The organism is Natribaculum luteum (genome assembly GCF_023008545.1).
Classification (GTDB): domain Archaea; phylum Halobacteriota; class Halobacteria; order Halobacteriales; family Natrialbaceae; genus Natribaculum; species Natribaculum luteum.
This window is the reverse complement of record NZ_CP095398.1, coordinates 446,460-472,169: the sequence shown is the minus strand read 5'-3', so window position 1 is coordinate 472,169 and position 25,710 is coordinate 446,460. Positions and strand designations below refer to the sequence as shown.

The following is a 25,710-nucleotide window of genomic DNA, read 5'->3' as shown; positions in this document are numbered from 1 at the left end:
TCTACCTTAGCTAACTATTGTTTCTATCATGCCTAGCACGGTGTGCGCCTACCAAACTCCTGGCATAGAGATGGTTTTCGGATCTGCACGCCGTGACGTCGAAACGGGACGTCACCACCTCGAGGATCCCGAGGTGGCGGCAAGGATACTACGCTCCCGTTTTCGACGAGCAAGCGAAGCCTGCGAGTAGGCCAGAGAGTTGACCAGGCGAGGACACCGGATCTGTACGGAAGCCGCCGACCAGCGGTCATCTCGAGACGACTCGCACGCCGAGGGCCGCCATCGATCCGCCGCCGATGAGGACCGGCATCCAGTAGATCGCACCGCGGAAGATGAGGACCGCAGCGGTGACGACGGGTGCCGCGATGCCGGTCGTCGGCACGAGGAGTGCGACGAACGCGGCTTCGATCCCGCCGAGGCCACCCGGCAGCGGAGCGGCTCCCGCGAGATTACCCAGCGGGATCACGAACAGGACGACGACCGGCGAAACGCTGTGCCCCAGGGCGGCAAAGGCAGTCAGCAGTGCGATCGACTGAAAGAGCCAGCCGACCAGCGATAGTCCGATCACGGCCGTTAGCCGCTTTCGGTCCGTCGCTACGTGCCCGATGTTGTCGAAGAACCGGCCGAGTCGCTCTGCGAGGTTGCGTTCGATCGATCTGGGGCTGAACTGTCCGCGCCCGAGGCGAGCAACGAAACCAGAGACGGCGGACGGCAGTCGGTCGACGATCACGTTCTGGAATCGCCACACGAGGAGCATGATCGCGACGACGACGGCGATCAGGGCGACTGCCGCACCGACGGCGTCCTCGAGGCGCTCGCCGACGGTCGTCGTCGTCGCGTAGTACGAGACGCTGATCAGGACGAGCGAGATGGATGGAACGACGTTACAGACGTCGACGCTCGCGATTCCGACGAGGCCGGTTTCGTACCGGGCGTCGGAGACTTTCGAGATGAGCAACGCTGCGATGGGTTCGCCGCCGGCCTGGCCGAACGGCGTGACGTTGTTCGCGAAGACGGCACCGGCGTAGACGAGAAACGACTTCCCGAACGGAATGTCGACGCCCAGTGCAGCGAGGGCGGTCCGGAGCATGAGGCTCCAGGCGACGAGCCAGCACAGAGCGAGCACGAACGTCGCCGCCACCAGCGACGGTCTGGCCGTCAGCAGCGATTCGACGACGCGGCGCGCGCCGACGAGGACGAACAGCACGACGAAGACGGCGATTGCCCCGACGGCGCCGATGAGAAGTGCGCGCCGACTTCGACCGTTCATACTCGAGATAGAGTCTCGCTCAACTTGAAACATCTGATATGCTCTCTTTCATCCCGCCTGACCGACCCCGTCACGTTTTATCCTCAGTCGTCGAGCGGCTACGTGATGTCGCGCTCACAGGAGTTAGACGAGTTCAAGCAGACGCTCGGTGACCTGGTGGAGGAAGCCCCGGAACTGGAGCAGTTTTCCGGGTTCGTCGAATCGGCAGAGAAGACGACGGTACTCGATCGCAAAACCAAGGAGTTGCTGTCGCTTGCGATCGGCGTTGTCACCCGCTGTGACCACTGTATCCTCTGGCACACGGACGCAGCACTCGAGGCCGGGGCAACCCACGACGAGATCGTCGACGCACTGAAAATCGCCGTCGTGATGGGTGGTGGGCCAGCGATGACGTACGCCGTCGATGCCTACGACACACTTCGTGCCCTCGAAGCAGAACGAAACGAATGAACCCGACTCGCTCCCACAAGCCGAGGTCGGAGTGCTGGACGCTGCCATCGTCGTCCGGCAAGACGAGGTCAGTGGCGAAGTGATGGACGCTGCCATCGTCGTCCGGCAAGACGAGGTCAGTGGCGAAGTGATGGACGACCACCTCGAGGTGTCCGACCGACCGTCGGGTCTGGCCGCTGCGTCGGTAGACGAATCGTCGCCACGTATCCGATCGGCCTTCGCTCACGACTGCGGTCGCGGGTAGCCTCGACGGCTGCTGTTCAGGAGTTCAGGCTGTGAACACGGGAATGTCGAGCGAGCCGATGACCCGATTCGTGATCGAGCCGATGAGTGGCTTGTCCGGGTCGGAGCGCCCTCGTTTGCCCATGACGACCAGATCGATGTCGTGTTCGTCGACGTACTCGAGGATGGCCTCGACGGGCGTGTTCGCCGTGACCGTCGTCACACAAGTGACGCCGGCGTCGTCGGCGAGTTCTTCGATCTCCGCGACGTACTTCTGCCCTTTTTTCTCCATGCGGGTTCGCGTCTCCTCGATGTTGCTCGGGACGGCCACGTAGTCGGCGTCGCCCATGTCCATCGCGTAGAGCACGTGCAAGGTCGCGTCGTTTCGCTGTGCGAACTTGATCGCCTGCATCGACCCATTGCGAGCGGTTTTGCTCCCGTCGGTCGGCACGAGAATGTCGTCGAAGTCGGCTGCGTCGCTCAGGTCGACCGTCTCGTCCACGTCGGTTGTGTCGTCCATACGTCCCGAACTATCCCAGAGCAGGTAATTCTTGCCCAGACCTCCGTGCCACGAACGACTCGTTGGTTGCCTGTCTCCTCGAGCAGTTCGCTGGACGGGTTTCGAGTGCCGGCGGCGAATTCGCACATCGAACACGAACGGCAGTGCGTCAGACTGCCGTCCAGGTGACTACTCGAGGGACTTTGCCCGATTCTGGAACTCGCCACCACAGTCGCACTCACCGGGATGGGTCTTCGATTCGACGACGTTGCCACACTGGAGGCACTCGTACGTCGATACCGAGTCCGGATCGTTCGCACCTTCGACGTCCTGGTCGTGAGGCATACCACTAGCTTGTAGTGCCACTTGCATAACTGCTTCTGCGGCAGATCGACCAGTGGCGATCGATCGACCTCCTCGGTCAATCTTCGGCGGCCGTTTCGCGATACGCTACTCCTTCGGCGCGACTCGAGAGCGTCGACGGCCGGTTTGAACGTTCGATCCATCCACTGGCGTCCTCGAGTCGTCGACGCCGTCCGTACAGGTCCGGGAGTCCGTTCTCTCGAGGCTGTCTGCGCGTCGTCGAATCGAACACTGGCTACGTCCTGGCGTTTCGCTCACTGCGACGTGGTGTCCGGCCGTCAAACCACAGCCTCCACCCAGTCTGCAGTGACGAACTTGTACCGACACCCCTCACAGAGCTCGAGTTCGACGACCTGGTCAGTCGAGAGGTGAACGTGGTACCGTTCGACCGAATACTCTTTCGCCCTGCAATTGGCACATGTCACGGGTAACCCCCTCCACCGAATATCCAAACTACGAGTGCAACCATAATAACTCTCACGTGGGCACGTTCGTTAGCAGGAGACCTCATCGAGCGCTCGACGGAACGATACCTTTGCAACATCTCCGAGGGTGTCATAGAACGTTTCCCGCGGTGTTGATTACACGATATACAGGCGAAAGCCCATGAGTTTACTCGTGGGATGAAGCCGTCACTACTGCATCAAACCACGCGACACGACTCCCCCGAATCACCCACGCAATCTGAAAGGTTTAAGACGAATCTCCACGTTATTCGATATAGGCATGCGGCATGCTGCTGCGGGGAACCCGCTCACGCTCACCATGGCTACGAGTAGGTCTCACACTCCTACACACAAACACACCCTTCGCAGCCCAACCAGCAGTGTGGTTGGCATGCCACTCGACGACCCTCACTCGTGGTTTGAATCGAGGGTCAGGCCGATGGCGCGGCCCACTGCCCAGTGCGCTGGACGCCGCTGGGAGCCACTCCCTCCTCGGGAGGGCTACGCCGAGCAGATACCCAAGACCACCACAACCCTCCGTGTGAGGGCTGAAGGCGCGTCAGTGAACCCGCAAGTTCACAGCCGGGGTGGAGCCCGCGTATGCGGGCCGTGATACCCACGGAGGAATCCCACGGCGTTAGCCGTGCGGAGGACGTCAAACCCACTCCCACGGTGAATTAGCCGATAAGTAGGTATGCGCACTGAACATAGACACTCCGCCGTTTTATATCGATAAACTTGGGCTGAACGCTGCAGCAACCCACACGTCAGCAAACAACAGAAGCAAAGCAAAACCTCCATTGAACTCGTGCTCAGGCGTCTGAACCGATGCATAGACGTATGCAGCCAACGCAAGGACCATATCTTGGTTTTTAAACAGTTGCTGAAATAGTTTCCGAATAGATGAGGTTTTCATCCAACCAAATAGTCACCACGGCCGGCAACTGTATTGTCTGTACTTATTGAATCTGGGTACCCACGTAGTGGGTGTGTGACCCTTTCTATGACGCCTACACACCTCCCGGAAGCAGAAGAGCTCGTGTAACTCCAGCAGTCGACGAGCGAACGAGACGATTCGTGCCCATTTTCGTGTCCGTGCGAATCTGCTGACATTGTTTGCTGGCACCAATTAACAAAGCATATTTCCCGCTTCTCGCCGTCTAGATAGCGCATGACGGCTGGACCTCCCATTCACGACCTCCACTTCGACGAGGCCCCCAACGTCGAGACGAAGATCCCGGGTCCGCGCTCTCGGAGGCTGCTCGAGCGACAGGAGGCCATCGACAGCGGCGCAGTCGCCTATCCGAAGGTCGTCCCTATCGCGCTCGAGGAGGGACGCGGGTCGACGTTGAAAGACGTCGATGGAAACGTCTTCCTCGACTTCTTCGCCGGCATCGGCGTGATGAACGTCGGTCACTCGAACCCCTACGTGCTCGAGGCGGTGAACGACCAGACGAGCAAACTCGTCCACACCATCGACTTTCCGACGGAGGCCCGCCTGGAGTTCATCGAGGCGGTAAACGACGTCGCACCGCCAGGGCTGCGCGATCAGTGCAAGATGGTGTTCGGCGGGCCGTCGGGCAGCGACGCCAACGAGGCGTCGATCAAACTGGCCAAACAGTACACCGGTCGCCACGGCCTGCTGGCGTTCGAGGGATCGTACCACGGTGGCACGGCAGGCGCGCTGAGCCTCACCGGCGGCGTCAAGTACAAGGCGGGCTACGAGCCGCTGTTGCCCGACGCGATCCACGTCCGCTATCCGTACCCGTACCGCGAGTCCCTGAGCGACGACGACGCCGAGGCGGTGTGTCCCCGTGGTGACTGCTGTGGTCGGATGTCCTGCGCTCGCTCGCTCGAGGCGGTCAAAGAGAAGTTCGAGGGGCCCTACAGCGGCCACGAGCCGCCGGCGGCGATCTGGGTCGAGCCGATCCAGGGCGAAGGCGGCGTCGTCGTGCCGCCGAAGGGCTTCCTGCAGGGGTTGCGCGACATCGCCGACGACAACGACGCCCTGCTCGTCGCCGACGAGATCCAGTCGGGGTTCGGTCGCACCGGGAAGTGGTGGGCCTGCGAACACTACGACGTGACGCCCGACGTGATCACGATGGCGAAGGGCATCGGCGGTGCGGGACTCCCGCTCGGGGCGACGCTGTACCACGAGCAGTTCGACACGTGGGGGCCGGGCGGCCACATCGGCACTTTCCGGGGTAACGTTCCCGCGATGCGGGGTGGAACCGCCGCGATCGAGTACGTCCAGGAACACGACCTGCTCGAGCACGCGACCGAACTCGGCGAGTACATCCGCAGTCGCTTGCAGGACGTCGACAGCCACCTCGTGGGTGAGGTACGTGGCGAGGGACTGTTCGTCGGTGTCGAGTTGATCGACGAAGACGGCGAGCCGAGTGCGGATCTTGTCAAGGCGGTCCAGACCCGGTGTTACGAAAACGGCGTGCTCATCTGGAAGGCCGGACGGGAGGGCAACGTTCTCCGGCTCCTGCCACCGCTGGTCACGACGCACGAGCAAGCCGAGATCGGCCTCGACATCGTCACGGACGCGCTCCGGGCGGCCACCAGCGGCGACCTGCCGTAGCTCGAGCAGTCACAGCGGGTTTCGATCACTAGCGGCTGCATTGCAACGAGCGGGACTCCGATTTCGGACCGGACGCCATGGAAATCGGAACGCTGTCGAACGTATCTTTATACTGCCGGACAAAACGGTTCATAAGAACTGGGACGGAACGCGACAACCGTCGGCTGCTACGAAACTCGTCGAAACGGGTAACGTCACACCGACTGGTCAGCACGAATGGTGCAACGTGCCAGAACCGGCGGACAGTCACGTAGAGCAAGTGCAATACCTGACCTGGTGGCCGTGGCGGCCGTCACTCAGCGTGTGGCATCCGAAGCGTGAGAAGAATGACCGCAGCCATAATCGCGGCCAGAACGACGTACCCCGCATCGAAGTAGCCGTTGTCTGCGATCACGCCGAAGAGAACCGGACCGCCGGCACCGAGCGTCGCGGTCGTCGTTCGAATTACCCCCAGTCCCGTTCCTTGCATCTCCTCGGAAAACGAGTCGGCCAGGTACGACTGTGTGATCGCACCCGACCCGAGCATCGTACTGATCAGGGCGGTAATGGCGCCGAGAACCCAGACGCTCTCGACGATCGGCAGCAGCGAGAATCCAGCGACAGGCGGCAGAAGAACGCCGACGAGCGAGCTGCGCATCCCGATGCGATCGTAGGCGGCACCGGCGACCGGTTTGACGACGACGCCGACCGCAAAGAAGAGGCCGAACAGCACGCTCGAGACGGTCGACGAGAGCCCCTTCACCGTCGTCAGGTACGTCGGATAGAAGGCTGTGAACGACTGCCAGATGAAAATGTACAGAAACAGGATGAGAGTCATGAATCCCATCGACGGATTGCGTAGCTCTGCGAACACGCCTACCATGTCTCGTATCGATCGCGTCTCGGCTGGCTGGTCGGCCGGCCGCCGGGCCGGAACGGTAATGAAGATGACGAGCCCGCCGAGAAGCAAGAGTGGTGCCACGTACCCGAGACCGACCTGCCAGGCGAACGTGGCGGCGAGGAAGGCCGCAACCGGCGGTAGTATCGTCTGGCCGACGTCGCCCGTGGCCATCGTCACGCCGAGTGCACTACCGAGTCGTTCGGAGTAGAGCGTCGAGAGGAGCGTGATGCGAGCGATCGGATACAGCGACTGTCCCAGTCCCCAGAACGCCGTTGCGGCGAACAGCACGACCGGCGTGGGTGCCGTGACGACGAAGCCAAGCGCCACTGCGACGACGATAGCGCTCGTGGCCATGAGCGTGCGTTCGTTGTACCGGTCTGCGAGCACGCCGCCCGGAAGTTGGCCGATCGAGGCGAAGAGCCAGAGAACGGTCACGAGCAGGCCGGAAACTGTCAGGCTGAGGCCGTAGGTGCTCTGGAGCGACGGCAGTACGACGGGGTAGATCATCCGCGTCCCGACCAGCAGTCCCCACGTGGTTGCGATCGCGACGAGAGAGGTTCCCTTTCCGCCACCCCACAGTGCCTTCAGTTCGCGTCCAAGAACGGTTCGAACGTCCATTGCAGAAGTCGTTAGCAGTGACTCTATTCTGATAGAGATTGTTAGCGCATACCTCCGACTTTAGGCGGCGGTCGAGCGATAGGCCCAGCCACACGAACCATGCGTATCAGAGGTCTGGATTTCCCTCAGTCGAAACATTAGGTTTAAACAATATATAAATACTATCATTACTGGTAGATTCGAAATCAACGGTCACGAAGTCATCGAAGGTGAGGTCAAACCCACTGGGAACAGCGCGCACGTCCTCGTCCCCAAAAACTGGCGCGGCGCAGCCGTCAACATCGTCCGCACCAGCGACCCACCCACCGACGAATAACGCCCCCATGCTCGACGAACTCACGGAGACGCTGCAACTCAAGCTTGTCAACCCGAACGCGCACAAACAGCGCAAGCTCCGTGAGACAGTCGACGAGTACCAACTCGCCCTCCACGACGCGTTCGACCAAGACTGCGACACCCAAACCAAAACCAACGACGTGGTCGTCGACTACGACCTCTCCGGCTACGCGAAGAACGCCCTCAAACAGTACGTTCCGAACCTACTCGACGAGGACACGTACGACGCAGACGAACTCAGAGAGGAAACCCATCCCGTCCGCTTCACGAACGAAGGACCAAGTCTCGACCACAAGCCACAGAATGCCATCGAGTGGTACGTGAAAATCCCACACCACGACGACTACCACCTGTGGCTGCCCGCTCAACCACCAGCGCACAAGCACGACTGGCTCGAAGCATTGTACCACGGCGATGCAGAGATGGGCGAATGTCAACTCATCGAACGGGATGGTGAGTGGTACGTCCACATGCCCGTGACGCGAGGTGTCGAGCAGTCCAGGTCGGCGTCTGCCAGTGAGCCGACGCCGATTGGGGTGGATATCGGGGAGGCTGCCTTGGCCACGGTGTGTCACCGTGACGAGCGCGGCACCCCGACCACACCCACTATCTGGAGCGACGAATCCCGCGAAGTCAGACGCCTGCGGAAAACCTACTTCACGGCCACACGCCGCCTCCAACAGCGTGAGGCAGCCCGCCTCGACGAGGAGTACAGTGACGAACTCTGGGCGCGGATCGACCAGCTCATCGACACCGTGTCGAGCGACGTGGTCGCCCATGCGCAGACCGTCGAGAATCCCGTCGTAGTGTTAGAAGACCTCCAGCACCTCCGTGAGAACATGGACTACGGCAGGTTCATGAACCGCCGATTACACGGCTGGGCGTTCGCCACGCTCCACGCCCAAATCGAGTACAAAGCGACCGAACACGGGATTCCCGTGGCGACCGTCGAACCAGCGTACACGTCGAAGACGTGCCACGCGTGTGGCGAGAAAGGCTATCGCCCGCGACAGGGCACGTTCAAATGTACGAACGAAGAGTGTTGGGTGTCTGAGTATCAGGCGGATATCAACGCCGCGCTCAATATTGCGGATAGATACGACCCCGCTGGAGAGAGCCAGCCCCAAACGCACTCGGATTCGAGTGAGAAGGTGGCTGGCGATGACTCTGGCGGGGATGGGGCCTGTTTGACCGGGCCACAAGACACGCTCGCAGATACTGAGTCTAGCAACCAGAGCGAAACTGGCACTGCGGGGGCGAGGTAGATGACGCGAGCGCGTATGCGTCTTGAAACCGTGAAGGCCTCCCCGCGAGAGGCCGAAATCCCATGGTGGGATTCCACGCCCTGAAGGGCGTGGAGGAGGTCAATGCCTATAGCAACTGACTTTCCCTCCACTATTTTCCGATTCGACGATCGCAGCGGTGTGGCGTCCCCGGTCAGAATCTCTGTACGCGTTCTCTTCTGTTTCTGTCCAGTCAACTGCCTCGGGGTCAAGTGGTTCGAGACGCCGGAGGCGTCTCGTCATCACGGAAGATCGAAGATCTTCCGAACGACCCCGAGGCTTGTCAGTGGACTCCCGTTCTAACCGCGTAACTCGGCAGGCGTGTACTCGCCGTTCACGTTCACCGTCCCTGACTTGAGGGCCAGTTGACTGGTGACCAATCCACTGCGAGACATCTGCCCGCGATGGATATCGCAAATGGACTGCAGAGAGTGATCTCTGCGACCGACAAAAGAACAGCGGGGACAGCTGCGACGATCAATCTACCGCCGTGTCACCCGAGTACTGACACCGACGATGACGAGCGCGAAGACGAGTATCGGAACGGCCTCGAGCGGGACTGAATCGGATCCTGCTCCGGGGTCGTCCTCGGTTCCAGCGTCCGTCTCGTTCGTCTCGTTCGTCGGCATGACGACCTCGCTGGTCTCGTTCGACTCGCTCGAACTGTCGTTGTCCGCTCCGTCGTCGCTGTCTGTGGTTTCGTTGCCCTCGTCGCCATCGACCGGATCGTCGATCACGTCTGTCTCGTTATCGCTGCCGTTGTCCGGCTCACCGTCGCTGACGTTCTCCGACTCGCCGTCACTGACGTTGTCCGCATCGCCGTCGTCGACCGGGTCTGATTCGTTGTCACTGTCGTCGTCTTCGGATCCATCGTCGCCGTCGTCCGGCGGTGTCGGTTCCGAGGTCGATTCGGCGACCTCGAGTGAGCCGCCGTCGCTTACCCCGAGGATTTCGTGTTCGCCGTCGATCTCGTCACCACCCTGTGCGATGGCGTAGACGTCGTAGGTTCCTTCCTCGAGGTCCGACACGGTCGCCTCGTACGTGCCGTCGTCGGTCTGTTCTGCGGATTCGCGAATCGTCGTCTCGTCGTTCCAGACGACCAGTTCGACGCCCTCTGGATCTCCGTCGGCTGCCGTCGGCGTCACCGAGATGGTCGCGTTCAGCGTCTCGTCGGGTTCGATCTCGTCGGCGTGATCGGTCTCGACGTCGTAGCCGCTGATGACGACGGGGTGGATCTCGACGTAGTCGTCGTCGATCTGGAGCATGAGGAGATAGGTACCAGGATCTAACGCGTCAGTGTCGAACGTCACGCGCTCGGAGCCGGTACCGTATTGCGAGTTTTCTCGCTGTTCGTCGCTGTTGTAGAGGTCGACCCGGAAATCAGTGCTGTCAGACGCGCTCACGTCGACGGGGAGCGACTGACCCGGCTCGCGCACGGCAACGCTACTCACCTCGTACTCGGTTCCTTCGATCGAGACCGTTTTCGTCGGCGTATCGATCGAACCGGGTACGGACAGGCTGGCTTCGTCACTGGCGGCGACACCAGTGAGCGCACACGCCGAGAGGACGAGAGTGAGGGCGAGGATCGTCGAGGCGACTCGAGTATATCGTTCGGTCATAGTGGATGTCTCATGTGAGTATCACCATCGTGATCGACAACCAACCACGACGGTGTTCGATCCGACCTATCGGTCGGTGATGATGCGTTCGATTAGGTCTTTAGATCGAAATATAATACTTTCGATACGATAAATCAAGACTGAACTGGAGACCGATATCGATCCATAACAACTTGCTTTCATCCGAATGGGGAAAATGCGATCAGGCGCCAGAGGCGTGCGTGTTCCAGGCAGGAATGATCTTATACTCTCTGGCTAGAAACAAAGGGAAAAAAATAACTTGTGTTGATTAGACTTTCAGGTGATGACTAGAACTGCTGTTACGGTGGGGATAATCCTCATGCTTGCACTCGCACCCATTGTGGGTGTAGTCGGTGCGGAACCGACGCAAGATGGGGAAAACGACGGTTCGTCGTACGGGACGGAATACGAGATAGGCAACGACGTTTCGGTGTGGGATCGGTCGATCTTCCCGCTTCGAGCGAACACAAGTGATGGACAGACGGTCGTTAGCAATCAAGATCTGTTCATCAGTACCTCCGAAAACAGGGAGTTTGACCTTCGGCGCGGCGAATTAGCGGTGTTCGGAGCCGAGGAAGAGGTCGAACTCGAGTTCGACCCGGTTTCGCCGGAAGCAGACACGACCCAGTACGATGGCGACGACGTCAGAGTGATCGTCGGCACGCTGGACGAGGGAACGGCACTGTCCACGTTCGACCAGATGCCGTCCGTCTCCGACCTGAACGAGAACGCCAGCTTCACTCAGGCGGCCGAGACGACGATCGCAGACGGTAAGTTCGCAGACGACGTTACGTACACGCCTGACGCACCCGGCGCACACGTCGTACTCGTCACGACGTACGACGAGGACGGCGGGCTGGCAGTCGACGGGGACGGCAACCTCGAGCCCCAGGGTCCCTCGACGATCATCGGCGTCGAGAGTCTGTTCGTCCAGGATAGTGCCTCGAGCGTCGACGCACCCTCGTCCGTCGAACCCGGTAACAACGCGACGTTCGAGAACGTCGACGACGGACTTGAGACCGACGGCGATGTCGCACACACGATCGTCCTCTACGACGAGTCGACGATCGAAACGACCCCGGTGACGATCAACCTGACCGATTCCCTCGACGCGGACTTCACGATGGGCGACGTCGTCGTCGAACAGCCGATTGGCACCGTCGAGGGCGTCGTCACGGTCGGTGAAACCATCACTGGGGACGAGACGAACCGCACTCCGTTCGACGAGGTGGTCGACCTCGTCGTCGGTGATCTGAACGAATCGGATTCCGTCGACCTCGGTGACGACGTCCTGAACGCGTCGACGACGATGGTCGTCGCGAACGACAGCGACGAGACGATCGACGTCGCCACGCTCGAGGAGTGGCCCGAAAAGGAGTACCGCTGGATCCACGTCGCGTCGACGACCGATCAGGTCGCGACCTCGACGGGGACGCTCGATGTGGAAGAAGAAGAGACGTCGCCGCCGGGCGGTGGAATCCCGATTGCGCCGCCGAGCCCGGTCCCCGAACCGGAACCGGAGCCCGAACCTGAGCCTGGAGAGAACGCTACGTTCGACGTGAAGAAGACGACGCTGAGCGACACGAAGATCGAAGCCGGCGAGTCGGTCGACGTCAAGGCGATCGTCGAGAACGTCGGCGACGTCTCCGGGACGTTCACGGCCGAGCTGATCGTCGACGGCGAGGTCGTCGACGAACAAGACGTCGACGTCGACGCCGGTGAGTCGGAGACGGTGACGTTCACCCAAACGTTCGACTCGCCAGGTACGCACACCATCGCAGTCAACGACGCGTCGGCTGGCGAACTCGTCGTCACCGGGCCTCCGCCGGCCGAGTTCGACGTGACGGACGCGACGCTGAGCGACACGGAGATCGAAGCCGGCGAGTCGGCCGACGTCACGGCCACCGTCGAGAACGTCGGTGGCCAGCTCGGAACGTTCACGGCCGAACTGATCGTCGACGGCGAGGTCGTCGACGAGAAGTCGGTCACGATCGGAACCGGAACTGAAAAGACGGTCAGCTTCACCAGACAGTTCGAAGAGGCTGGCGAGTACGAGATCGAAGTCAGCGGCACGTCCGCAGGGACGCTAACCGTCGCCGAGGAAGAGGACGGTGGCGACGGCCTCCCCGGCTTCGGTGCGCCGATGGCGATCGCCGCGATCGCTGCGGCCCTGCTCGCGCTTCGGACTCGGTCTGACTGAGGGCTGCTGACGAACTAACAGCCTTTTTGATCTCTCACAGATATCGATACGTACACGTAACCGATGGTCCCCGCTGGAGACGAACGACATGACGGAGACGATGCGTAGCACGACGGCCGAGAAACGGGACTCCCCCACGGATGTAGCCCCCGTTGTACGGGGTGAGTCCCTCTCGAAGACGTACGCGCGCGGAACGACCTCGAGTCTCGCGAGCTATCTCCCGTGGCAGGCGACCGGGGACGATCGCCCGACAGTGACAGCACTCGCGGACGTCTCGATCACGGTTCGTCCTGGCGAAATCGTCGCGCTCGCCGGCCCGAGTGGAAGCGGCAAGTCGACGCTGTTACACCTGCTCGCCGGCCTCGAGCAGCCCGATTCGGGGCGCGTCGTCTTCGACGGGACGGACCTCACACAGCAGTCCAGTCGCGAGTTGACGACCCACCGGCTACACGACGTCGGCATCGTCTTCCAGCGATTCCACCTGCTGGACGCGTTTTCGGCCCGCACGAACGTCGCGATCCCGCTTCTCGAGCTGGGGCTGTCGAAACGCGATCGCCGCGAGCGGGCGACGGCGGCACTCGAGCGCGTCGGACTCGGCGACCGGATCCAGCACACGCCGGGCGAACTCAGCGGTGGCGAACAGCAACGCGTCGCGATCGCCCGGGCGCTCGTTACGGAACCGACGCTCCTGGTGGCAGACGAACCGACCGGCGAACTCGACAGCGAGGCCGGCCGCCGGGTGCTGGCCGAACTCGAGTCTGTCGCCACCGATCACGCGGTCGTCCTGGCCTCGCACGATCGGGCGACGCTCGAGATCGCCGACCGGGTCGTCGAACTTCACGACGGGAAGCGAGTCGAGACGACCGAGATGGACAGTACGGATGCCGTCTGAGAACGACTACTCGAGTCGATCGTCGCCGTCTCCGGGACGGCTAGCGAGGGTTCGCCGCTGGAAGGGACGGTGTGGTCTGGCGTGGCGACGGTTCGTCTCGCAGGCGCTTTGGCTCGCGCCAAAGCGGACGTTGATGAGCGTCGTCGGCGTCGGGATGGCCGTCACGCTGTTGCTGATCGTCACCGGCCTCGCGATCGGTATCGCAGCCCCAGCGACAGGCGCCGGAAACGCCGGTGACTACTGGATCGTCTCGGAGACGAGCGGAGACAGCTCACCGCTCGTCGCGACGGGCGATCCCCAGTTCGGTGGCGCTCACGGTGCGAACGAGCGGATCCGCGACCACGACGCCGTCCGCACGTCGACGCCGTTGCTCGTGGACGTGCTCAGACTCGAAACTGACGCCGGGACGACGGAGTACGTCGTCGCGATCGGCGTCGTCGCAGACGTGGACGGGCAGACGGTAATGGGACTCTCGACTGACGCGATGACAGCAGGCGACCCGTTCTACGCCGAGGGCACGTACGACGGTGAGTGGACTGGTGAAGTCGTCCTCTCAGAAGGAGCGGCGACGCTCCTCGAGTCGGAGCATGGCGACACGCTTACCGTCGCTGGCCGTGGAACGAACAGGACGTTCACGACTACCGGGATCGAAACGAGCGAGACGGGAAACGTGATGGGAGCGGCACCGATCGCCGTGATGCACCTCGCCGAACTACAGTCGATCACGGGCGCGAGTAGCCACGATCAGGCCGATCAGTTCCTCGTCGAGGCGACCTCGTCGTCGGTCACCTCTGACCTCGACGGGATCTATCCGCAGTCGGCGGTCCTGTCGAGTGACGAGCTGACGACACAGCAACTCCTGGATTCGGATCTGGGGCTGGCGTTGAGTCTCGCGGCCGTCCTCGTCGCGATCGTCGTCGGCTCGTTGTTCATCGCGACGACGATGGTCCTCGAAGTGGCCGCCGACCAGGACCAGTTGCGGACGCTCGCCGCGATCGGCGTGGAATTCCGGTCTCGACTCACGACCTACGGCGTCCAGGCGCTTCTCGTCGCACTGGTCGGTGGACTCCTCGGGAGTCTGGTCGGAGCGCTCGGGGTCCGGATCGCCAACGTCGCCGCGAATGCGTTCTTCGACGTCGGATCGGTCGCCGTCTTCCACCCTGCCCTCGTCGGCTACGGCGTCGTTGCGGCCCTCGTCATCGGCGTGTTGACGATCCCGGTACTGGCACTCGCTATGACACGACTCGAGATGGGGGGTGATCGGCTCCGTGCGTAACGTCGTCGTCCGTCTGGGCCGGCGGTGGCGAGCACTCGGCGGGCTCGCGTGGACGCAACTCGCACACGAACGGACGCGGACGGTCGTCGCCGTCTTCGGGATCGCGCTTGCCGTCCTGGCGATGACGCTCCTCGCTGGCGGCGGGATGGGCGTCATGGAGGTCGGTGAACAGCAGTTCGACGCGGCCGATCGAGACCTCTGGGTGACCGGCGGCCCGCTCGGACTGACGCCGACTCGTGGTGGTGGGTTCACGAATTCGATTCACGATTCACACGCAGTCGCGGCCGACATGCAGCGCCACGACGACGTTCGAAGTGCCGTCCCGCTGTCGTTCCAGACCGTCTACGTGGGCGAGAACGAGTCGTCGTTCGACACGATCGTCGCGACTGGCGTCCCCGGCAGTGGCAGCTCCGTCTCGATTACAGCGGGCCGTGGATTCAGCGGCGGCGATCGACACTACGCGGAGGGTACCTACGACGGCCCGATGTCACACGAGATCGTCGTCGACGAACGCACCGCGCGCGCGTACGACCTCGAGGTCAACGACACGCTCCACGTCGGCGGCACGCTCTCGGCCGCTCGAGAACACGAGTTCACCGTCGTCGGCGTCTCGCCGACGTTCTCGCAGTTCCTCGGGACGCCGACGGTGACGCTCCCGTTGAGCGAACTCCAGACGGTTACTGGAACGACGGGCACCGATCCAGCGACGATGATTACGATCACGCTAGAAGACGGTGCCGATCCCCGCGCAGTCAAGTCGGACCTCGAGACCGCGCACCCGAGCTACGAGATCCGGACGAACAAGGAGCAACTCGAGGCCGTCGTCGGCCAGCAGGCGACGGTCCTCGTCGGGGCAGGGATGCTCGTCGTGCTGGCGTTCGTGACGGGGTCGGTACTGACGGTCAGTCTGCTCGCGCTGTTCGTCTATCAACACCGAGACGAGTTCGCGACCCTCGCAGCACTCGGCGTCTCGCGGCGAACTGTCGCCGGGATCGTCGTCGCGCAGGGGCTGTTCCTCGGACTCGCCGGCTGGCTCCTGGGTGCCCTGTTGACGTTCCCGCTCGCTCACGTGCTGAACGCGATCGTTTCCGCCGTCGTCGGCTACGACGGCCTGGTCGTCGCGTCGCCGCGAGTCGCCGCCGCGAGTGCGGTGATCGCCGTCGGGATGGGGACGGTCGCATCGCTCCTCGCCTCGTGGCGATTGCCGCGTACGATCACCTAGACGTGGCGAGAATCGCGGCGAGAACGGCGTGGTCACGTGCCGAACGCGACCTCACTCGACGGTGACGCTCTTGGCCAGGTTTCGCGGCTTGTCGATCGACCGTCCGAGCCGATTGGCGACCCAGTACGACACCAGCTGGAGCTGAACGTTCGCGACGATCGAGCTCGTGATCTCGTCGCCTGCTGGCACCTCGAGGACGTGGTCTGCGTACCGGCCGACGTTCGACTGCCCGTCGGTGACGGCGACGACCGGCGCGTCGCGTGCTTCCACCTCTTTGACGTTTCCGATCGTCTTGGACGCTTGCTCTGAATCGCCAGTCACCATGGCGAACACGGGCGTGTTCTCGGTTACCAGTGCCAGTGGGCCGTGTTTCAGTTCGCCAGACGCGAATCCTTCGGCGTGTTTGTAGGTGATTTCTTTCATTTTCAACGCCCCCTCGAGTGCGACAGGGCGATGGTAGCCACGGCCGATGAAGAAGTACGCGTCTGCATCTTCGTATACCTCGGCAATCTCACGTGCCCGGGAGGTGTCCAGTACGGTCTGGATCTGGTCTGGGACGGCTCGTAGTTGCCGAACGAGGTTTCGCGACCCCTGATCTGTGAGCGCACAGGCCAACAGCGTCAGCGCCGTCTGCTGGCTCGCGAACGTCTTGGTCGCCGCGACGCCAATCTCCGGACCAGCACGAATGTACAGGGCGTAATCACACTCCCGTGCGGCCGAACTGCCGACGACGTTCGTTACCGCGATGGTCGTCGCTCCGGCACGGTTCGCCTCGCGCAGCGCCCGCATCGTGTCTGCCGTCTCGCCGCTCTGGGTGACGCCGACGACCATCGAATCGGCACCGACGGGGATCGCCTCGGCGTCGTACTCGCTTGCCAGGAACGCCTGGGCCGAAACACCTCGTTCGCGAAGCAACGTGGCACCGTACAACGCGGCGTGATACGACGTCCCGCAGGCGACGAACTGGACCGGACCAGTGCGAGACAGGTCGCCAAGTTCCTCGAGTTCGACCTGCCCGTTGAGTTCGTCGAGTCGACCACGCAGACACTGCCGAAGTGCCTTCGGTTGCTCGTGGATCTCCTTGAGCATGTAGTGGTCGTAGCCGCTTTTGCCGGCGTCCTCTGCGTCCCACTGGATGGTTTCGATCGACGTCTCGACGACGGTCCCGGTCGAATCCGTTACGATCACGTCCTCGGGTGTCAGTCGAGCGAACTCGCCGTCGTCGAGGTAGATGACCCGGTCAGTATACTCGATAAATGCCGGGACGTCACTCGCGAGATAGTGTCCCTCCTCGCCGATACCGAGGACGAGTGGGGAGTCTTTCCGCGCCGCATAGATCGTTTCCGAGCCCTCGAAGACGGCTGCGATCGCGTAACTGCCCTCGAGTCGATCGATCGCCCGGCGGAACGCGGCCTCCCTGTCGATTCCGGCGTCGAGGTACGTTCCGATGAGATGGGGGACGACTTCGGTATCCGTGTCGCTTCGAAACTCGACCCCAGCGTCGACCAGTTCGTCTCGTAGCGTCTGGTAGTTCTCGATGATGCCGTTGTGGACCACTGCTACTCGTCGATCGGCGTCGGTGTGCGGGTGGGCGTTCACGTCGGACGGCGGGCCGTGCGTGCTCCATCGCGTGTGCCCGATGCCGACCGATTCCTTCTGGGCGGTCGCGGTCGTGTCTGGAAGTGCCGACTCGAGTGCCGACAGTTCGCCTTCTTTCTTGTGGACGTCGATCGAGTTATCGGCGAGTGCAACGCCTGCGGAATCGTAACCGCGATACTCGAGCCCCGACAGGCCGTCGAGGAGAACCTCCATCGTGTTGTTCTCGTCCGACCCGACGTAGCCGACAATTCCACACATCAGGCACGCACCTCTGTATCAGCGTCCACAGAACCACGCACGGTCGACCCTGCGTGAACGAGAGCGTCTGAACCGACGATCGTTCCCGGGGCGTACGTCACGCCACCCTCGTCGCGGACGTGATCGGCGAGTAACGCGCCGAGTCCTGCGTTCTCACAGACCATCTCTCCGACACGAACGTCACCAGGACCACCGACGACTGTCGATCCAGCCCCGACTTCGACCCCGCGACCGGCCACGCAGTCGCGAAGCGTCGCACCGCCACCGACTCGCGTGTCCGTATCGAGCACGCTGTGTTCGATCGTCGCGTTCGCACCGACGGTGACGTTCTCCCCGAGACAGACGTTCGGTCCGATCACTGCACCCGGTCCGATCACACAGTCCGGTGCAACGACGACTGGTTCGACGATCGTCGCCGACTCGTGTACTCGTGCCGAGGGGGCGACCTGGCTCGCCACCCGGGAGTCGTGCTCGAGGAGGTCGTCGGCGACGCGAAGCAGATCCCAGGGGTACGTCGCGTCGACCCAGAGACCGTCCGAGACGACGCCACGAACGTCGCCACCGGACGCGATCAACTCCGAGATTCCGTCGACGAGGGAGTGTTCGCCCGCCCGTGGCTTCGCCGATCGGATCGCATCGAAGACTGTCGGCTCGAACGCGTAGACGCCAGCGTTGAGCCGGTAGTTCCGATCGTCGCGTGGGTTTTCGACGATCTCTGAGACGCGCTCGTCCTCGAGGAGGACGCCGCCGTACTCTCCGACGTCGGCGTGTTCGACGAGACCGAGCGTCGCGTCTGCGCGCTCGTGAGCGTCGACGACGTCCGCGATGATCTGCCGATCGACGAGCTGGTCGCCGTTGACGACGAGGACGGAGTCGTCGACGTCGCTTTCGGCTGCGAGCAGTGCGTGACCGCTGCCCAGTTGTTTCTCCTGTGTGACGTAGTGTATCGGAACGTTTCGGTACGTCGGCCCGAAGTGCGACTGCACTCGGTTGCGTCGGTACCCGACGACGACCGTGATGTCAGAAATCCCCGCTTCGATCAGTTCGTCGAAAACGTGCGCTAGAATCGGCTTCGTCGCTGCGGGGAGCATCGGTTTCGGCCGATGTTGCGTGAGCGGCCGAAGCCGGGTCCCTTCCCCTGCAGCAAGAACGATCGCAGAACAGCTCTCCATGAAGGCATGACAGTAATGGAAGACTCTTATTCTTTCGGTATGATCATTCCGCTATTGTTGAATGTATATTAGGGCATCAATCGTTCTGAGACAGCTCGATCACCGACTCACTGGCCCGCACTCGAGTCGCTGACGTTCACCCACAGGTGGACGTGATACTCCGTACTTTCCATCGACGGGGTTGCAGGTACGTCGTCTGGGTAGAGCAGCCAGACGATCCGGTTGTTCTCGCCGGTCATCGTCGGTTCGAGATCCTGGGTGTAATGCCACGTCTCGTTGTGTGCGAGTCGTGTCTGGAACCGGTCGAGTTCCCGCTGTTCGGTGACGATCGTCTCGTTCTCGACGACGGTCCCGTTTTCACCGACAGTCTCGTTCTCGACAACGTCGACGTCCTGCTCGAGGACGACGACGGTGTAGTTTACCGGCCGATGTTCGTGATTGTCGACCCCCACGACGATCTCTTTGCTCTCGCCGCGGACGAACTCGGTCGGGTAGCCGTCGGCGACGAGTTCGCCGTCGTCGTCCTCTGTGAGAATGTAGACTGCGGAGAACTGCTCGCCCTGTGGTGGAACGACGACTGCGTACGTCACGGTACTGACGGCGAGCAGCACCGACAGGACGAGGAGCACGTTCAGCGCTGCATCGGCACGCGATGCGGGTTCGAACAATTCGGCTCGTCCCGCCTCGAGCCAGTCGCGGTACGGCACCTGGAACTGGTCCTCTTCTGGCAGCTGCCATCGGCGAACGGCAGCGACGGCCGTCGCGACGAGCGTGAACCCGCTCACTGTGACCATGATCGGCACCAGTCGGATCCCCCACGGCGTGAAGTTCAAGACGAGCCCGAGAAGCGGCACGATCGCGATGCTCAACCCAAACGAGAGTGCGACGCGCTCGATCCCGTCGATACCCGATCGCATCGCCCGATCCCAGCGAGAGTCCGCGTCGTCGTTCTCCTCGAGCCCGCTGTCCGTGGGTGGTGATTCGCCCGCTTCCGGAAAGAGCGCGGCGACGAAAACGTACCCCGGAACGAACAGCACGAATGCGAGCCCCAGCGGCACGCGAAGCGGCGTGTCACGAATCAGCGGTGCGAACACGGCGACGTTTACGAGTACGGTCAGCGCGATCGCGAACGCGAGATCCGCTGGAAGCGCACGGACGGGACGCGGCAAGAGCAACCAGAGCGACCGTCGGTCGACCATTCACTCACCGTTCGATCTGTCGACGATAAAAGTCGGTCGATCGCCACCTGCTTGCGACCGAACGTCTCTCGAGAATGATGACTTCGACGCGTCAGTCGTCGGCTGTGTTGCCGCCGTCCACGCGAGTAGTGTCGCCCTCACACAGCTGTCGCGTGTCGTCGAGGACGGCTTCGGCGTCCTGTTCGGACACCGCTTCGAGCGTGAACGACGCCCGTTCGTACTGTCTGGTGACGGCTTCGAGTGCGTCGGCCGTGGGAGATTCGCCGTCGGAGCGATAGCGTCGATAGAACTCCCAGTGCGTGAGGGCACCAGCGTCTTCGACGGACGACTCGAGATGTTCCCGAACGGCAGCGTACGCCGTCTGGACCGCTGCGTTCGCATCTCCCTGCGAGAGCTGATCGCTGGCCCGGGAGAGAAGCGTCTCGGCGGGCGACGGTCCTCGAGTCTCGACCGTCGTCTCGGATTCGTCTGGAGTCGCTACCCGCTCGTGCGTGGGCGACTGCCGACGGCGATACCACCAGATGGCGCCGCCGATAGCCGTGACCCCGCCGAAGCCGACCGCGGCCCAGACCCAGGTCTGGATCGAGCTCAGTCCCTTCCTAGCCTCGCTTCCGGTCGGACGAAGCTGCACCGTCGCCTTCACGTCCGATTCTGCCAGGTTACTGCCAGCACCACGATAGGTTGCGTCGACCTCGACTGCGTCGCTGGTCACCGACGGTGGCACCGTAACTGTCTCCGAGAAGCTCCCGTCTTCGGCTGTCGTCACGGTCGTCGCGGTGACGCCATCGACGCGGAGCTGCACCGGCTGGGCTGCGACCCCGACACCGGTGACGGCCTCGAGTGACCCGTTTATCTGTAACCTGCGCTCGTCGACCTCGCGTGCTGTAACCGCCAGGTCGGTCTCGGTCTCACGCACTGTGGTCGCCGTTTTTGCGTCGGCGGCGGCGAGGGCTCGCTCCTCGAACGGAATCCGAACGCGCAGTTCGGCGTCGCCAGCAGCGACGGACGCGGGGAGTTCGAACTCGTCGTCGAACTGCCCGTCCGTCGCTCGCGTCTCACCGAGCACCGCCCCGTCGACGAGGACCTCGAGTGGCACGCCATCGACCGCAACGTCGTCGACGTGAACCGCCCCACGAACTCGAACCGGATCGCCGTAGGTGACGTCCGCTGGCGCCTCGTGGATGTCGACGGATGGCTCCTCCTGTGTGATCGAGACGGAGACGTTTGTTTCGCTTCCGAGATAGACCGAACTGCGTTCCGGAACGTACCGAACCGTGACGTTCTCGGCCGACAGCGACGTGTTCGTCGGCCGAAACTCGAGATCGAACGTGCCGTTTGCGTCCGTCTCGACGACGGTCGATCGCCCGTCGATCTCGAGTCGAATCGATTCGTTTGCGACGGTCGAATCGTTGGCCGTCCGGAGCGTCCCCGTCGCCGTCAGCGGTTCGAGAAACGAGATTTCGTCGTTCTCGGCCTCGAGTTGCAACGTCGTTTCGACGAACACCAGGTCACGAATGACCGCCTGTTCCTGCTGGACGTCGCTGTTCGTCCGATTGATTGCGTCCTCGGCACTCGAGACGTCCTGGCTGGTCGCGTTGTTCACGGACTGGTACGTCCGCTGCAGGTCGTGACTGATCCCGTCGATCTCCGCTGCGAGTCGCTCTAGTTCGCGTGCGAGTTCCCGTGCTCGCGCTTCGTTGCCCGCATCGCGGGCCTCCTCGTATTCCGCTTTCGTCTCGCGGTACTCCTGTCTATTCTCTGCCAACTCCTCTTGCTTCGTCGCCGCTTCCTCGAACTCGTCTTCGCGACTCTCGCCGTCCGTCTCGCCTGCGACGTCGACGTACTGCTCTAGGCGCTCTCGGTACTCTTCGTCGACGTATCCTTCGGCGAGTTCGTACTCTCCCTCGCTCAACTGAATCGCGCTCTCGTTGAGCTGGCTCGCGAGCCGATCTGCTAGCCACGTCTCGAGGCTCTCGAGGTCGCCGTCCTCGGAGTAGTCGTCTGGGTTTCGATGTGGCGGCGTTTCGTTCTGGGCCACGGACGGGCTGTGTTGCTGGACCGTGACGCGCTGGACGGCGTCCCCGTCCATCGCGGCAGTCGATCCCGGGAGGACGATCCCGCCGGTAATCGTCATCGAGAGAACGCAAAGCACGAGGACGAGTGTCCGACCCCCAATCGAGTTCACGCGGAGTAATTTTTCTCCCATCTTGATAAGGTATTCTTTCGAGAGTCTCCACCAATCAACACCTTCAACACACTCACCTGAATCTATCCGACTATGCAACCGACGCGCCGGGGATGGGCGGCCATCGCACTCGCCGTCGTGCTCGCCGTCCTCGCAATGGTGTTCGCACGCCCGCTCGTGCTCGTCGGCACGGCGCTCGTGGGCGCGTGGGTACTCACCTTCCAGTACCGCTTCGTTCGGGACCTCGAGCGAACGGTGGCGTCGCTGTCGGTCGTCCAGTCGTCTGCTCGAACTGGCGTTCGAACCGGGGACGAAACCCAGGTTACGCTGGCCGCGACGTGCGAGGACGAGACGGCATTGTTCCTCGAGATCACTGCCGGGCTACCGGTCGCAGCCACCACGAGCGAGCCGATCGAAGTCGCTCTCGAGCCGGCCGACGACAGCGGAGAGCGGGTCCAGTCGGTCACCTGGCCCGTGGCCGGTCAGCACGCGTTCGACGAGGCGACCGTGACGGCGACGGACGGACTGTTCCGCGAGACGGTCTCCCTGGGTACGACGCCGACCGTGACGGTCGAACCACCGACGCCGCAGTCGATTCACGTCGGCGAGGGCGGTGACCGCGTTGCCGCGTCGTACGGCACCCATCGTGCTGGACGGACAGGGTCCGGAATCGAGCCTGCGGAACTCCGTGAATACGTCGCCGGCGATGCAGGGAAACAGATCGACTGGAAGGCGACGGCTCGACTGACGACGCCGTACGTCCGCGAGTACGAGGCTGAAACCGACCGACAAACGCTGCTCGTCGTCGACCACCGTGCCTCGCTCGCGACCGGCTCCCGAACCGGGACGAAACTCGAGTACCTCCGCGAAGTGGCGCTCGCTATCGCGGGCGTCGCCAGCCAGTTTACCGATCCGCTGGGACTCGTGACTGTCGGTGACGACGGGATAACCAGTCGACCCGACGTGGTTTCCCCGGCCACCAACTACGACGAGATTCGACGCCAACTGCTCGAGCTCGAGCCGACGAGTGCCAGAAACTCGGCTCCCGAGACCACCGACGCGACGCCGGTGAACAGTCCCGAGCGGACTCGAACCGCGGCGGCTGCGACCGGTACGAAGCGAGGACGGGTCTCACGTCTGCACCAGCGGACAAATCCTGCAGACGTCCAGCGCTCACTCGCCGACCTCGAGAAGACGGACGATTCGTTCGCGCGAACGCTCCGCCCCTTCTATGCCGACCGGCAGGTGTATCAAAAACGCATTGCCGGGGATCCACTGTACGGAGCAGTTCACACCGCAGTGGCGAACTCACCGGACTCGACCTGGACCGTCATCTGCACCGACGACTCGCGGCCGGCGGAACTCCGCGAAGCGGTCAAACTCGCGCGACGAGACGGCAATGGTGTCACCGTCTTGCTCGCACCGTCAGTCCTTTACGAGCCGGGCGGACTGGCCGACGCCGAACAGGCCTACGACCGCTACGTCGCCTTCGAGGAGTTCCGACGGGGGCTCGCACGGATGGCCAACGTAACCGCCCTCGAGGTCGGGCCGGCGGATCGGCTGTCGGCCGTGCTCGAGGCTGGACGAGCTGGTGGTGGTCGGGCGTGAGTACTCGAGTCGACGCAGTCTCGGCGGAGACCGGCTACGACTGGCCGACGATCGTCGCCCTCGTCGGACTCGTCGTCGCGTTCACGATCGTCGCCGGACCGATCGGGTTGCTCGCAGGGCTCGTGACTGCACTCGCCGGATACGCACTTGGAACGCCGTACGCGCTGGCAGTCGGTCACATCCTGCTCGTCGTCGCCACTCCAGGGGGGATCGCTCCCCTCTCGATCGCGCTCGTCGACGTTGCGTTCGTGGCCGTCCTGCTCGCGCCGTTGCTCCGAACCGCGAGCTCGGGCCGAACCGTGCTCGTTGCAGTTACGAGTGCACCCGCGCTCGCAGTCACTGCGTGGCTCGTCACCCGCTCGCAGCCGACGTGGCTGGCTGCGACGACTGTGCTCGTGCTCCTGGCAGTCGCTTCGTACGGACTACACCGACTCGCGCTCGTCCGACTGGGACTGGTTCCGGCTAGCGACGACGGGGACGCATTGCCGACGGACAGAACCGAATCCACTTCCGACCCTGCTACTGAATCGACCGAGACATGAGTACGAGAACTGCTGATCCGGACGAGACGACCGACACGGCAACCGATCGACCAGCGACCGACCGCGAGAACGGAGACGACGAAGAGACGCTCGAGCTTGCGGCGCGAGCGGAACTCCTCGAGGAAGAGAACCAGCGGTTGCGAGCGGAGTACGTCAGCGCTCGCAAGTCACAGTACCGCCGTACCGCCGTCGGACTCGCGTTCGTCGGCGTCCTCGCTGCGCTCGGTGGACTCCTCTTTCCAGACGGGCGGAACGTACTCTTCGCGCTCGCCGCGACGGGGCTGTTCGGCGGCGTCCTGACGTACTACCTGACGCCCGAGACGTTCGTCGCAGCGGACGTCGGCGAGCGAATCTACGCCGCGATGGCAGCCAACGAGGCCGCGATCGTCGATCAACTCGGTCTGAGCGACGACCACATCTACCTGTCGACCGGCGATCCTGCCGACGTGTACCTGTACGTCCCCCAGCGATCGACCGGCAAACTACCAGACGACCGCGACGGCCTGCGTGGCGCCCCTCTCCTGACCGATCCGGAGCAGCGGGGACTCGTCCTGGAGCCGACCGGTACGACGCTGTTCGAGGCGTTCGAGCGCGCACTGACCGGCGACCTCGCGACCGCGCCAGCACCGCTTGCGACCCAGCTCGCCGACGGGCTCGTCGAGCAGTTCGAACTCGCCGCGAGTGCCGACCCGGACGTCGACCCGTCTGCCGGCCGCGTCACCGTCGCAATCGAGGATAGTTCGTTCGGCGACGTCGACCGCTTCGATCATCCGATCGCATCGTTTCTCGCCGTCGGCTTCGCGACCGGCCTCGAGCGTCCGGTTCAGCTGGCAGTTGCGCCGGATGCCGATCGGGCGGACTGGCTCGTTACGTGTCGGTGGGAGAACGAGGCGGACGCGGACGAATCAGACTCACGGTAAGCGTCTACTCGAGGTCGCTGCTGCCATGTACCGCCATCCACTC

Annotated in this window: 21 protein-coding genes and 1 pseudogene; 13 read left to right on the top strand and 9 right to left on the bottom strand. The window is 62.9% G+C overall.

The features are described 5' to 3' along the window. Positions 1-247: 247 nt before the first annotated feature. Positions 248-1,270, bottom strand: a complete 1,023-nt coding sequence (locus tag MU558_RS20805; protein WP_246975181.1) for a lysylphosphatidylglycerol synthase transmembrane domain-containing protein — start codon at positions 1,268-1,270, stop codon at positions 248-250. 105 nt (positions 1,271-1,375) lie between these two features. Here MU558_RS20805 and MU558_RS20800 point away from each other — a divergent pair, with 105 nt between their 5' ends. Both MU558_RS20800 and MU558_RS20795 read left to right on the top strand, forming a co-directional pair. Beyond that, entirely contained in the window at positions 1,376-1,720 is a 345-nt protein-coding gene (locus tag MU558_RS20800) for a carboxymuconolactone decarboxylase family protein (protein WP_246975179.1), read from the top strand. A 31-nt stretch (positions 1,721-1,751) separates the two neighbouring features. Next, entirely contained in the window at positions 1,752-1,964 is a 213-nt protein-coding gene (locus MU558_RS20795; RefSeq protein WP_246975177.1) for a hypothetical protein, read from the top strand. Between the two features lie 24 nt (positions 1,965-1,988). On the opposite strand, the gene MU558_RS20790 is transcribed toward MU558_RS20795, so the two are convergent. Together MU558_RS20790 and MU558_RS20785 are read right to left on the bottom strand one after the other, a co-directional pair. Continuing rightward, positions 1,989-2,462 carry a universal stress protein gene (locus MU558_RS20790; RefSeq protein ID WP_246975175.1) on the bottom strand — a complete coding sequence of 158 codons (474 nt, stop codon included), beginning with the start codon at positions 2,460-2,462 and terminating at the stop codon, positions 1,989-1,991. Positions 2,463-2,630: 168 nt separating this feature from the next. Further along, entirely contained in the window at positions 2,631-2,786 is a 156-nt protein-coding gene (locus MU558_RS20785) for a rubrerythrin-like domain-containing protein (protein WP_246975173.1), read from the bottom strand. A gap of 1,635 nt (positions 2,787-4,421) precedes the next feature. Between MU558_RS20785 and MU558_RS20780 the strand changes: the two genes are divergently transcribed. Continuing rightward, a complete protein-coding gene (locus MU558_RS20780) occupies positions 4,422-5,837 on the top strand; it encodes an aspartate aminotransferase family protein (RefSeq protein ID WP_246975171.1) in 1,416 nt (471 codons plus the stop codon). Positions 5,838-5,865: 28 nt separating this feature from the next. Further along, positions 5,866-5,946, top strand: a pseudogene (locus tag MU558_RS20775) (IS6 family transposase); the annotation flags it as partial. Positions 5,947-6,129: 183 nt separating this feature from the next. Here the strand turns inward: MU558_RS20775 and MU558_RS20770 are convergent. Next, positions 6,130-7,335 (bottom strand): MFS transporter, encoded by a 1,206-nt coding sequence (locus tag MU558_RS20770; protein WP_246975169.1) that lies wholly within the window; start codon positions 7,333-7,335, stop codon positions 6,130-6,132. A gap of 166 nt (positions 7,336-7,501) precedes the next feature. On the opposite strand from MU558_RS20770, the gene MU558_RS20765 reads away from it, so the two are divergent. Together MU558_RS20765 and MU558_RS20760 are read left to right on the top strand one after the other, a co-directional pair. Then, the gene (locus MU558_RS20765) at positions 7,502-7,651 is read left to right on the top strand and encodes a DUF2080 family transposase-associated protein (protein ID WP_246976668.1); all 150 of its coding nucleotides are present in this window, start codon (positions 7,502-7,504) and stop codon (positions 7,649-7,651) included. Positions 7,652-7,658: 7 nt separating this feature from the next. Continuing rightward, positions 7,659-8,936 carry an RNA-guided endonuclease TnpB family protein gene (locus MU558_RS20760; protein ID WP_246975167.1) on the top strand — a complete coding sequence of 426 codons (1,278 nt, stop codon included), beginning with the start codon at positions 7,659-7,661 and terminating at the stop codon, positions 8,934-8,936. 500 nt (positions 8,937-9,436) lie between these two features. Here MU558_RS20760 and MU558_RS20755 read toward each other — a convergent pair whose 3' ends face one another. Continuing rightward, the gene (locus MU558_RS20755; protein ID WP_246975164.1) at positions 9,437-10,573 is read right to left on the bottom strand and encodes an MSCRAMM family adhesin SdrC; all 1,137 of its coding nucleotides are present in this window, start codon (positions 10,571-10,573) and stop codon (positions 9,437-9,439) included. Between the two features lie 304 nt (positions 10,574-10,877). On the opposite strand from MU558_RS20755, the gene MU558_RS20750 reads away from it, so the two are divergent. The 4 genes from MU558_RS20750 (at position 10,878) to MU558_RS20735 (ending at position 16,184) form a co-directional block, all read left to right on the top strand. Beyond that, entirely contained in the window at positions 10,878-12,794 is a 1,917-nt protein-coding gene (locus MU558_RS20750) for a CARDB domain-containing protein (protein ID WP_246975162.1), read from the top strand. 88 nt (positions 12,795-12,882) lie between these two features. Continuing rightward, entirely contained in the window at positions 12,883-13,686 is an 804-nt protein-coding gene (locus MU558_RS20745) for an ABC transporter ATP-binding protein (RefSeq protein WP_246975160.1), read from the top strand. Further along, positions 13,676-14,962, top strand: a complete 1,287-nt coding sequence (locus MU558_RS20740) for an FtsX-like permease family protein (RefSeq protein ID WP_246975158.1) — start codon at positions 13,676-13,678, stop codon at positions 14,960-14,962. The genes MU558_RS20745 and MU558_RS20740 overlap by 11 nt, the downstream gene beginning before the upstream one ends. Beyond that, entirely contained in the window at positions 14,955-16,184 is a 1,230-nt protein-coding gene (locus MU558_RS20735; protein ID WP_246975156.1) for an ABC transporter permease, read from the top strand. The genes MU558_RS20740 and MU558_RS20735 overlap by 8 nt, the downstream gene beginning before the upstream one ends. A gap of 51 nt (positions 16,185-16,235) precedes the next feature. Here MU558_RS20735 and glmS read toward each other — a convergent pair whose 3' ends face one another. From glmS to MU558_RS20715, 4 genes are all read right to left on the bottom strand, one after another. After that, positions 16,236-18,041, bottom strand: coding sequence for a glutamine--fructose-6-phosphate transaminase (isomerizing) (gene glmS / locus MU558_RS20730; RefSeq protein ID WP_246975154.1), 1,806 nt, complete (start codon positions 18,039-18,041; stop codon positions 16,236-16,238). Then, positions 18,041-19,213, bottom strand: coding sequence for a sugar phosphate nucleotidyltransferase (locus MU558_RS20725; RefSeq protein WP_246975152.1), 1,173 nt, complete (start codon positions 19,211-19,213; stop codon positions 18,041-18,043). Before MU558_RS20725 ends, glmS begins: the two co-directional genes overlap by 1 nt. Positions 19,214-19,320: 107 nt before the next feature. Continuing rightward, entirely contained in the window at positions 19,321-20,412 is a 1,092-nt protein-coding gene (locus MU558_RS20720; protein WP_246975150.1) for a DUF1616 domain-containing protein, read from the bottom strand. A gap of 91 nt (positions 20,413-20,503) precedes the next feature. Beyond that, positions 20,504-22,597 (bottom strand): hypothetical protein, encoded by a 2,094-nt coding sequence (locus MU558_RS20715; protein WP_246975148.1) that lies wholly within the window; start codon positions 22,595-22,597, stop codon positions 20,504-20,506. 93 nt (positions 22,598-22,690) lie between these two features. Here MU558_RS20715 and MU558_RS20710 point away from each other — a divergent pair, with 93 nt between their 5' ends. From MU558_RS20710 to MU558_RS20700, 3 genes are read left to right on the top strand one after another with little or no spacing between them, the layout of a single operon-like run. Continuing rightward, positions 22,691-24,205: a DUF58 domain-containing protein gene (locus MU558_RS20710; protein ID WP_246975146.1), complete on the top strand. Its 1,515-nt coding sequence runs from the start codon at positions 22,691-22,693 to the stop codon at positions 24,203-24,205. Next, positions 24,202-24,747, top strand: coding sequence for a DUF8163 family membrane protein (locus MU558_RS20705; RefSeq protein ID WP_246975144.1), 546 nt, complete (start codon positions 24,202-24,204; stop codon positions 24,745-24,747). The genes MU558_RS20710 and MU558_RS20705 overlap by 4 nt, the downstream gene beginning before the upstream one ends. Then, positions 24,744-25,667: a DUF7982 domain-containing protein gene (locus MU558_RS20700; protein WP_246975142.1), complete on the top strand. Its 924-nt coding sequence runs from the start codon at positions 24,744-24,746 to the stop codon at positions 25,665-25,667. Before MU558_RS20705 ends, MU558_RS20700 begins: the two co-directional genes overlap by 4 nt. Positions 25,668-25,710 lie beyond the last annotated feature (43 nt).

What these genes read in the sequence shown, in the direction of transcription:
- MU558_RS20805 (WP_246975181.1), bottom strand. Translation starts at nt 1,270, where the DNA reads ATGAACGGTCGAAGTCGGCGCGCACTTCTCATCGGCGCCGTCGGGGCA.
- MU558_RS20800 (WP_246975179.1), top strand. Translation starts at nt 1,376, where the DNA reads ATGTCGCGCTCACAGGAGTTAGACGAGTTCAAGCAGACGCTCGGTGAC.
- MU558_RS20790 (WP_246975175.1), bottom strand. Translation starts at nt 2,462, where the DNA reads ATGGACGACACAACCGACGTGGACGAGACGGTCGACCTGAGCGACGCA.
- MU558_RS20785 (WP_246975173.1), bottom strand. Translation starts at nt 2,786, where the DNA reads ATGCCTCACGACCAGGACGTCGAAGGTGCGAACGATCCGGACTCGGTA.
- MU558_RS20780 (WP_246975171.1), top strand. Translation starts at nt 4,422, where the DNA reads ATGACGGCTGGACCTCCCATTCACGACCTCCACTTCGACGAGGCCCCC.
- MU558_RS20770 (WP_246975169.1), bottom strand. Translation starts at nt 7,335, where the DNA reads ATGGACGTTCGAACCGTTCTTGGACGCGAACTGAAGGCACTGTGGGGT.
- MU558_RS20760 (WP_246975167.1), top strand. Translation starts at nt 7,659, where the DNA reads ATGCTCGACGAACTCACGGAGACGCTGCAACTCAAGCTTGTCAACCCG.
- MU558_RS20755 (WP_246975164.1), bottom strand. Translation starts at nt 10,573, where the DNA reads ATGACCGAACGATATACTCGAGTCGCCTCGACGATCCTCGCCCTCACT.
- MU558_RS20750 (WP_246975162.1), top strand. Translation starts at nt 10,878, where the DNA reads ATGACTAGAACTGCTGTTACGGTGGGGATAATCCTCATGCTTGCACTC.
- MU558_RS20745 (WP_246975160.1), top strand. Translation starts at nt 12,883, where the DNA reads ATGACGGAGACGATGCGTAGCACGACGGCCGAGAAACGGGACTCCCCC.
- MU558_RS20740 (WP_246975158.1), top strand. Translation starts at nt 13,676, where the DNA reads ATGCCGTCTGAGAACGACTACTCGAGTCGATCGTCGCCGTCTCCGGGA.
- glmS (WP_246975154.1), bottom strand. Translation starts at nt 18,041, where the DNA reads ATGTGTGGAATTGTCGGCTACGTCGGGTCGGACGAGAACAACACGATG.
- MU558_RS20725 (WP_246975152.1), bottom strand. Translation starts at nt 19,213, where the DNA reads ATGGAGAGCTGTTCTGCGATCGTTCTTGCTGCAGGGGAAGGGACCCGG.
- MU558_RS20720 (WP_246975150.1), bottom strand. Translation starts at nt 20,412, where the DNA reads ATGGTCGACCGACGGTCGCTCTGGTTGCTCTTGCCGCGTCCCGTCCGT.
- MU558_RS20710 (WP_246975146.1), top strand. Translation starts at nt 22,691, where the DNA reads ATGCAACCGACGCGCCGGGGATGGGCGGCCATCGCACTCGCCGTCGTG.
- MU558_RS20700 (WP_246975142.1), top strand. Translation starts at nt 24,744, where the DNA reads ATGAGTACGAGAACTGCTGATCCGGACGAGACGACCGACACGGCAACC.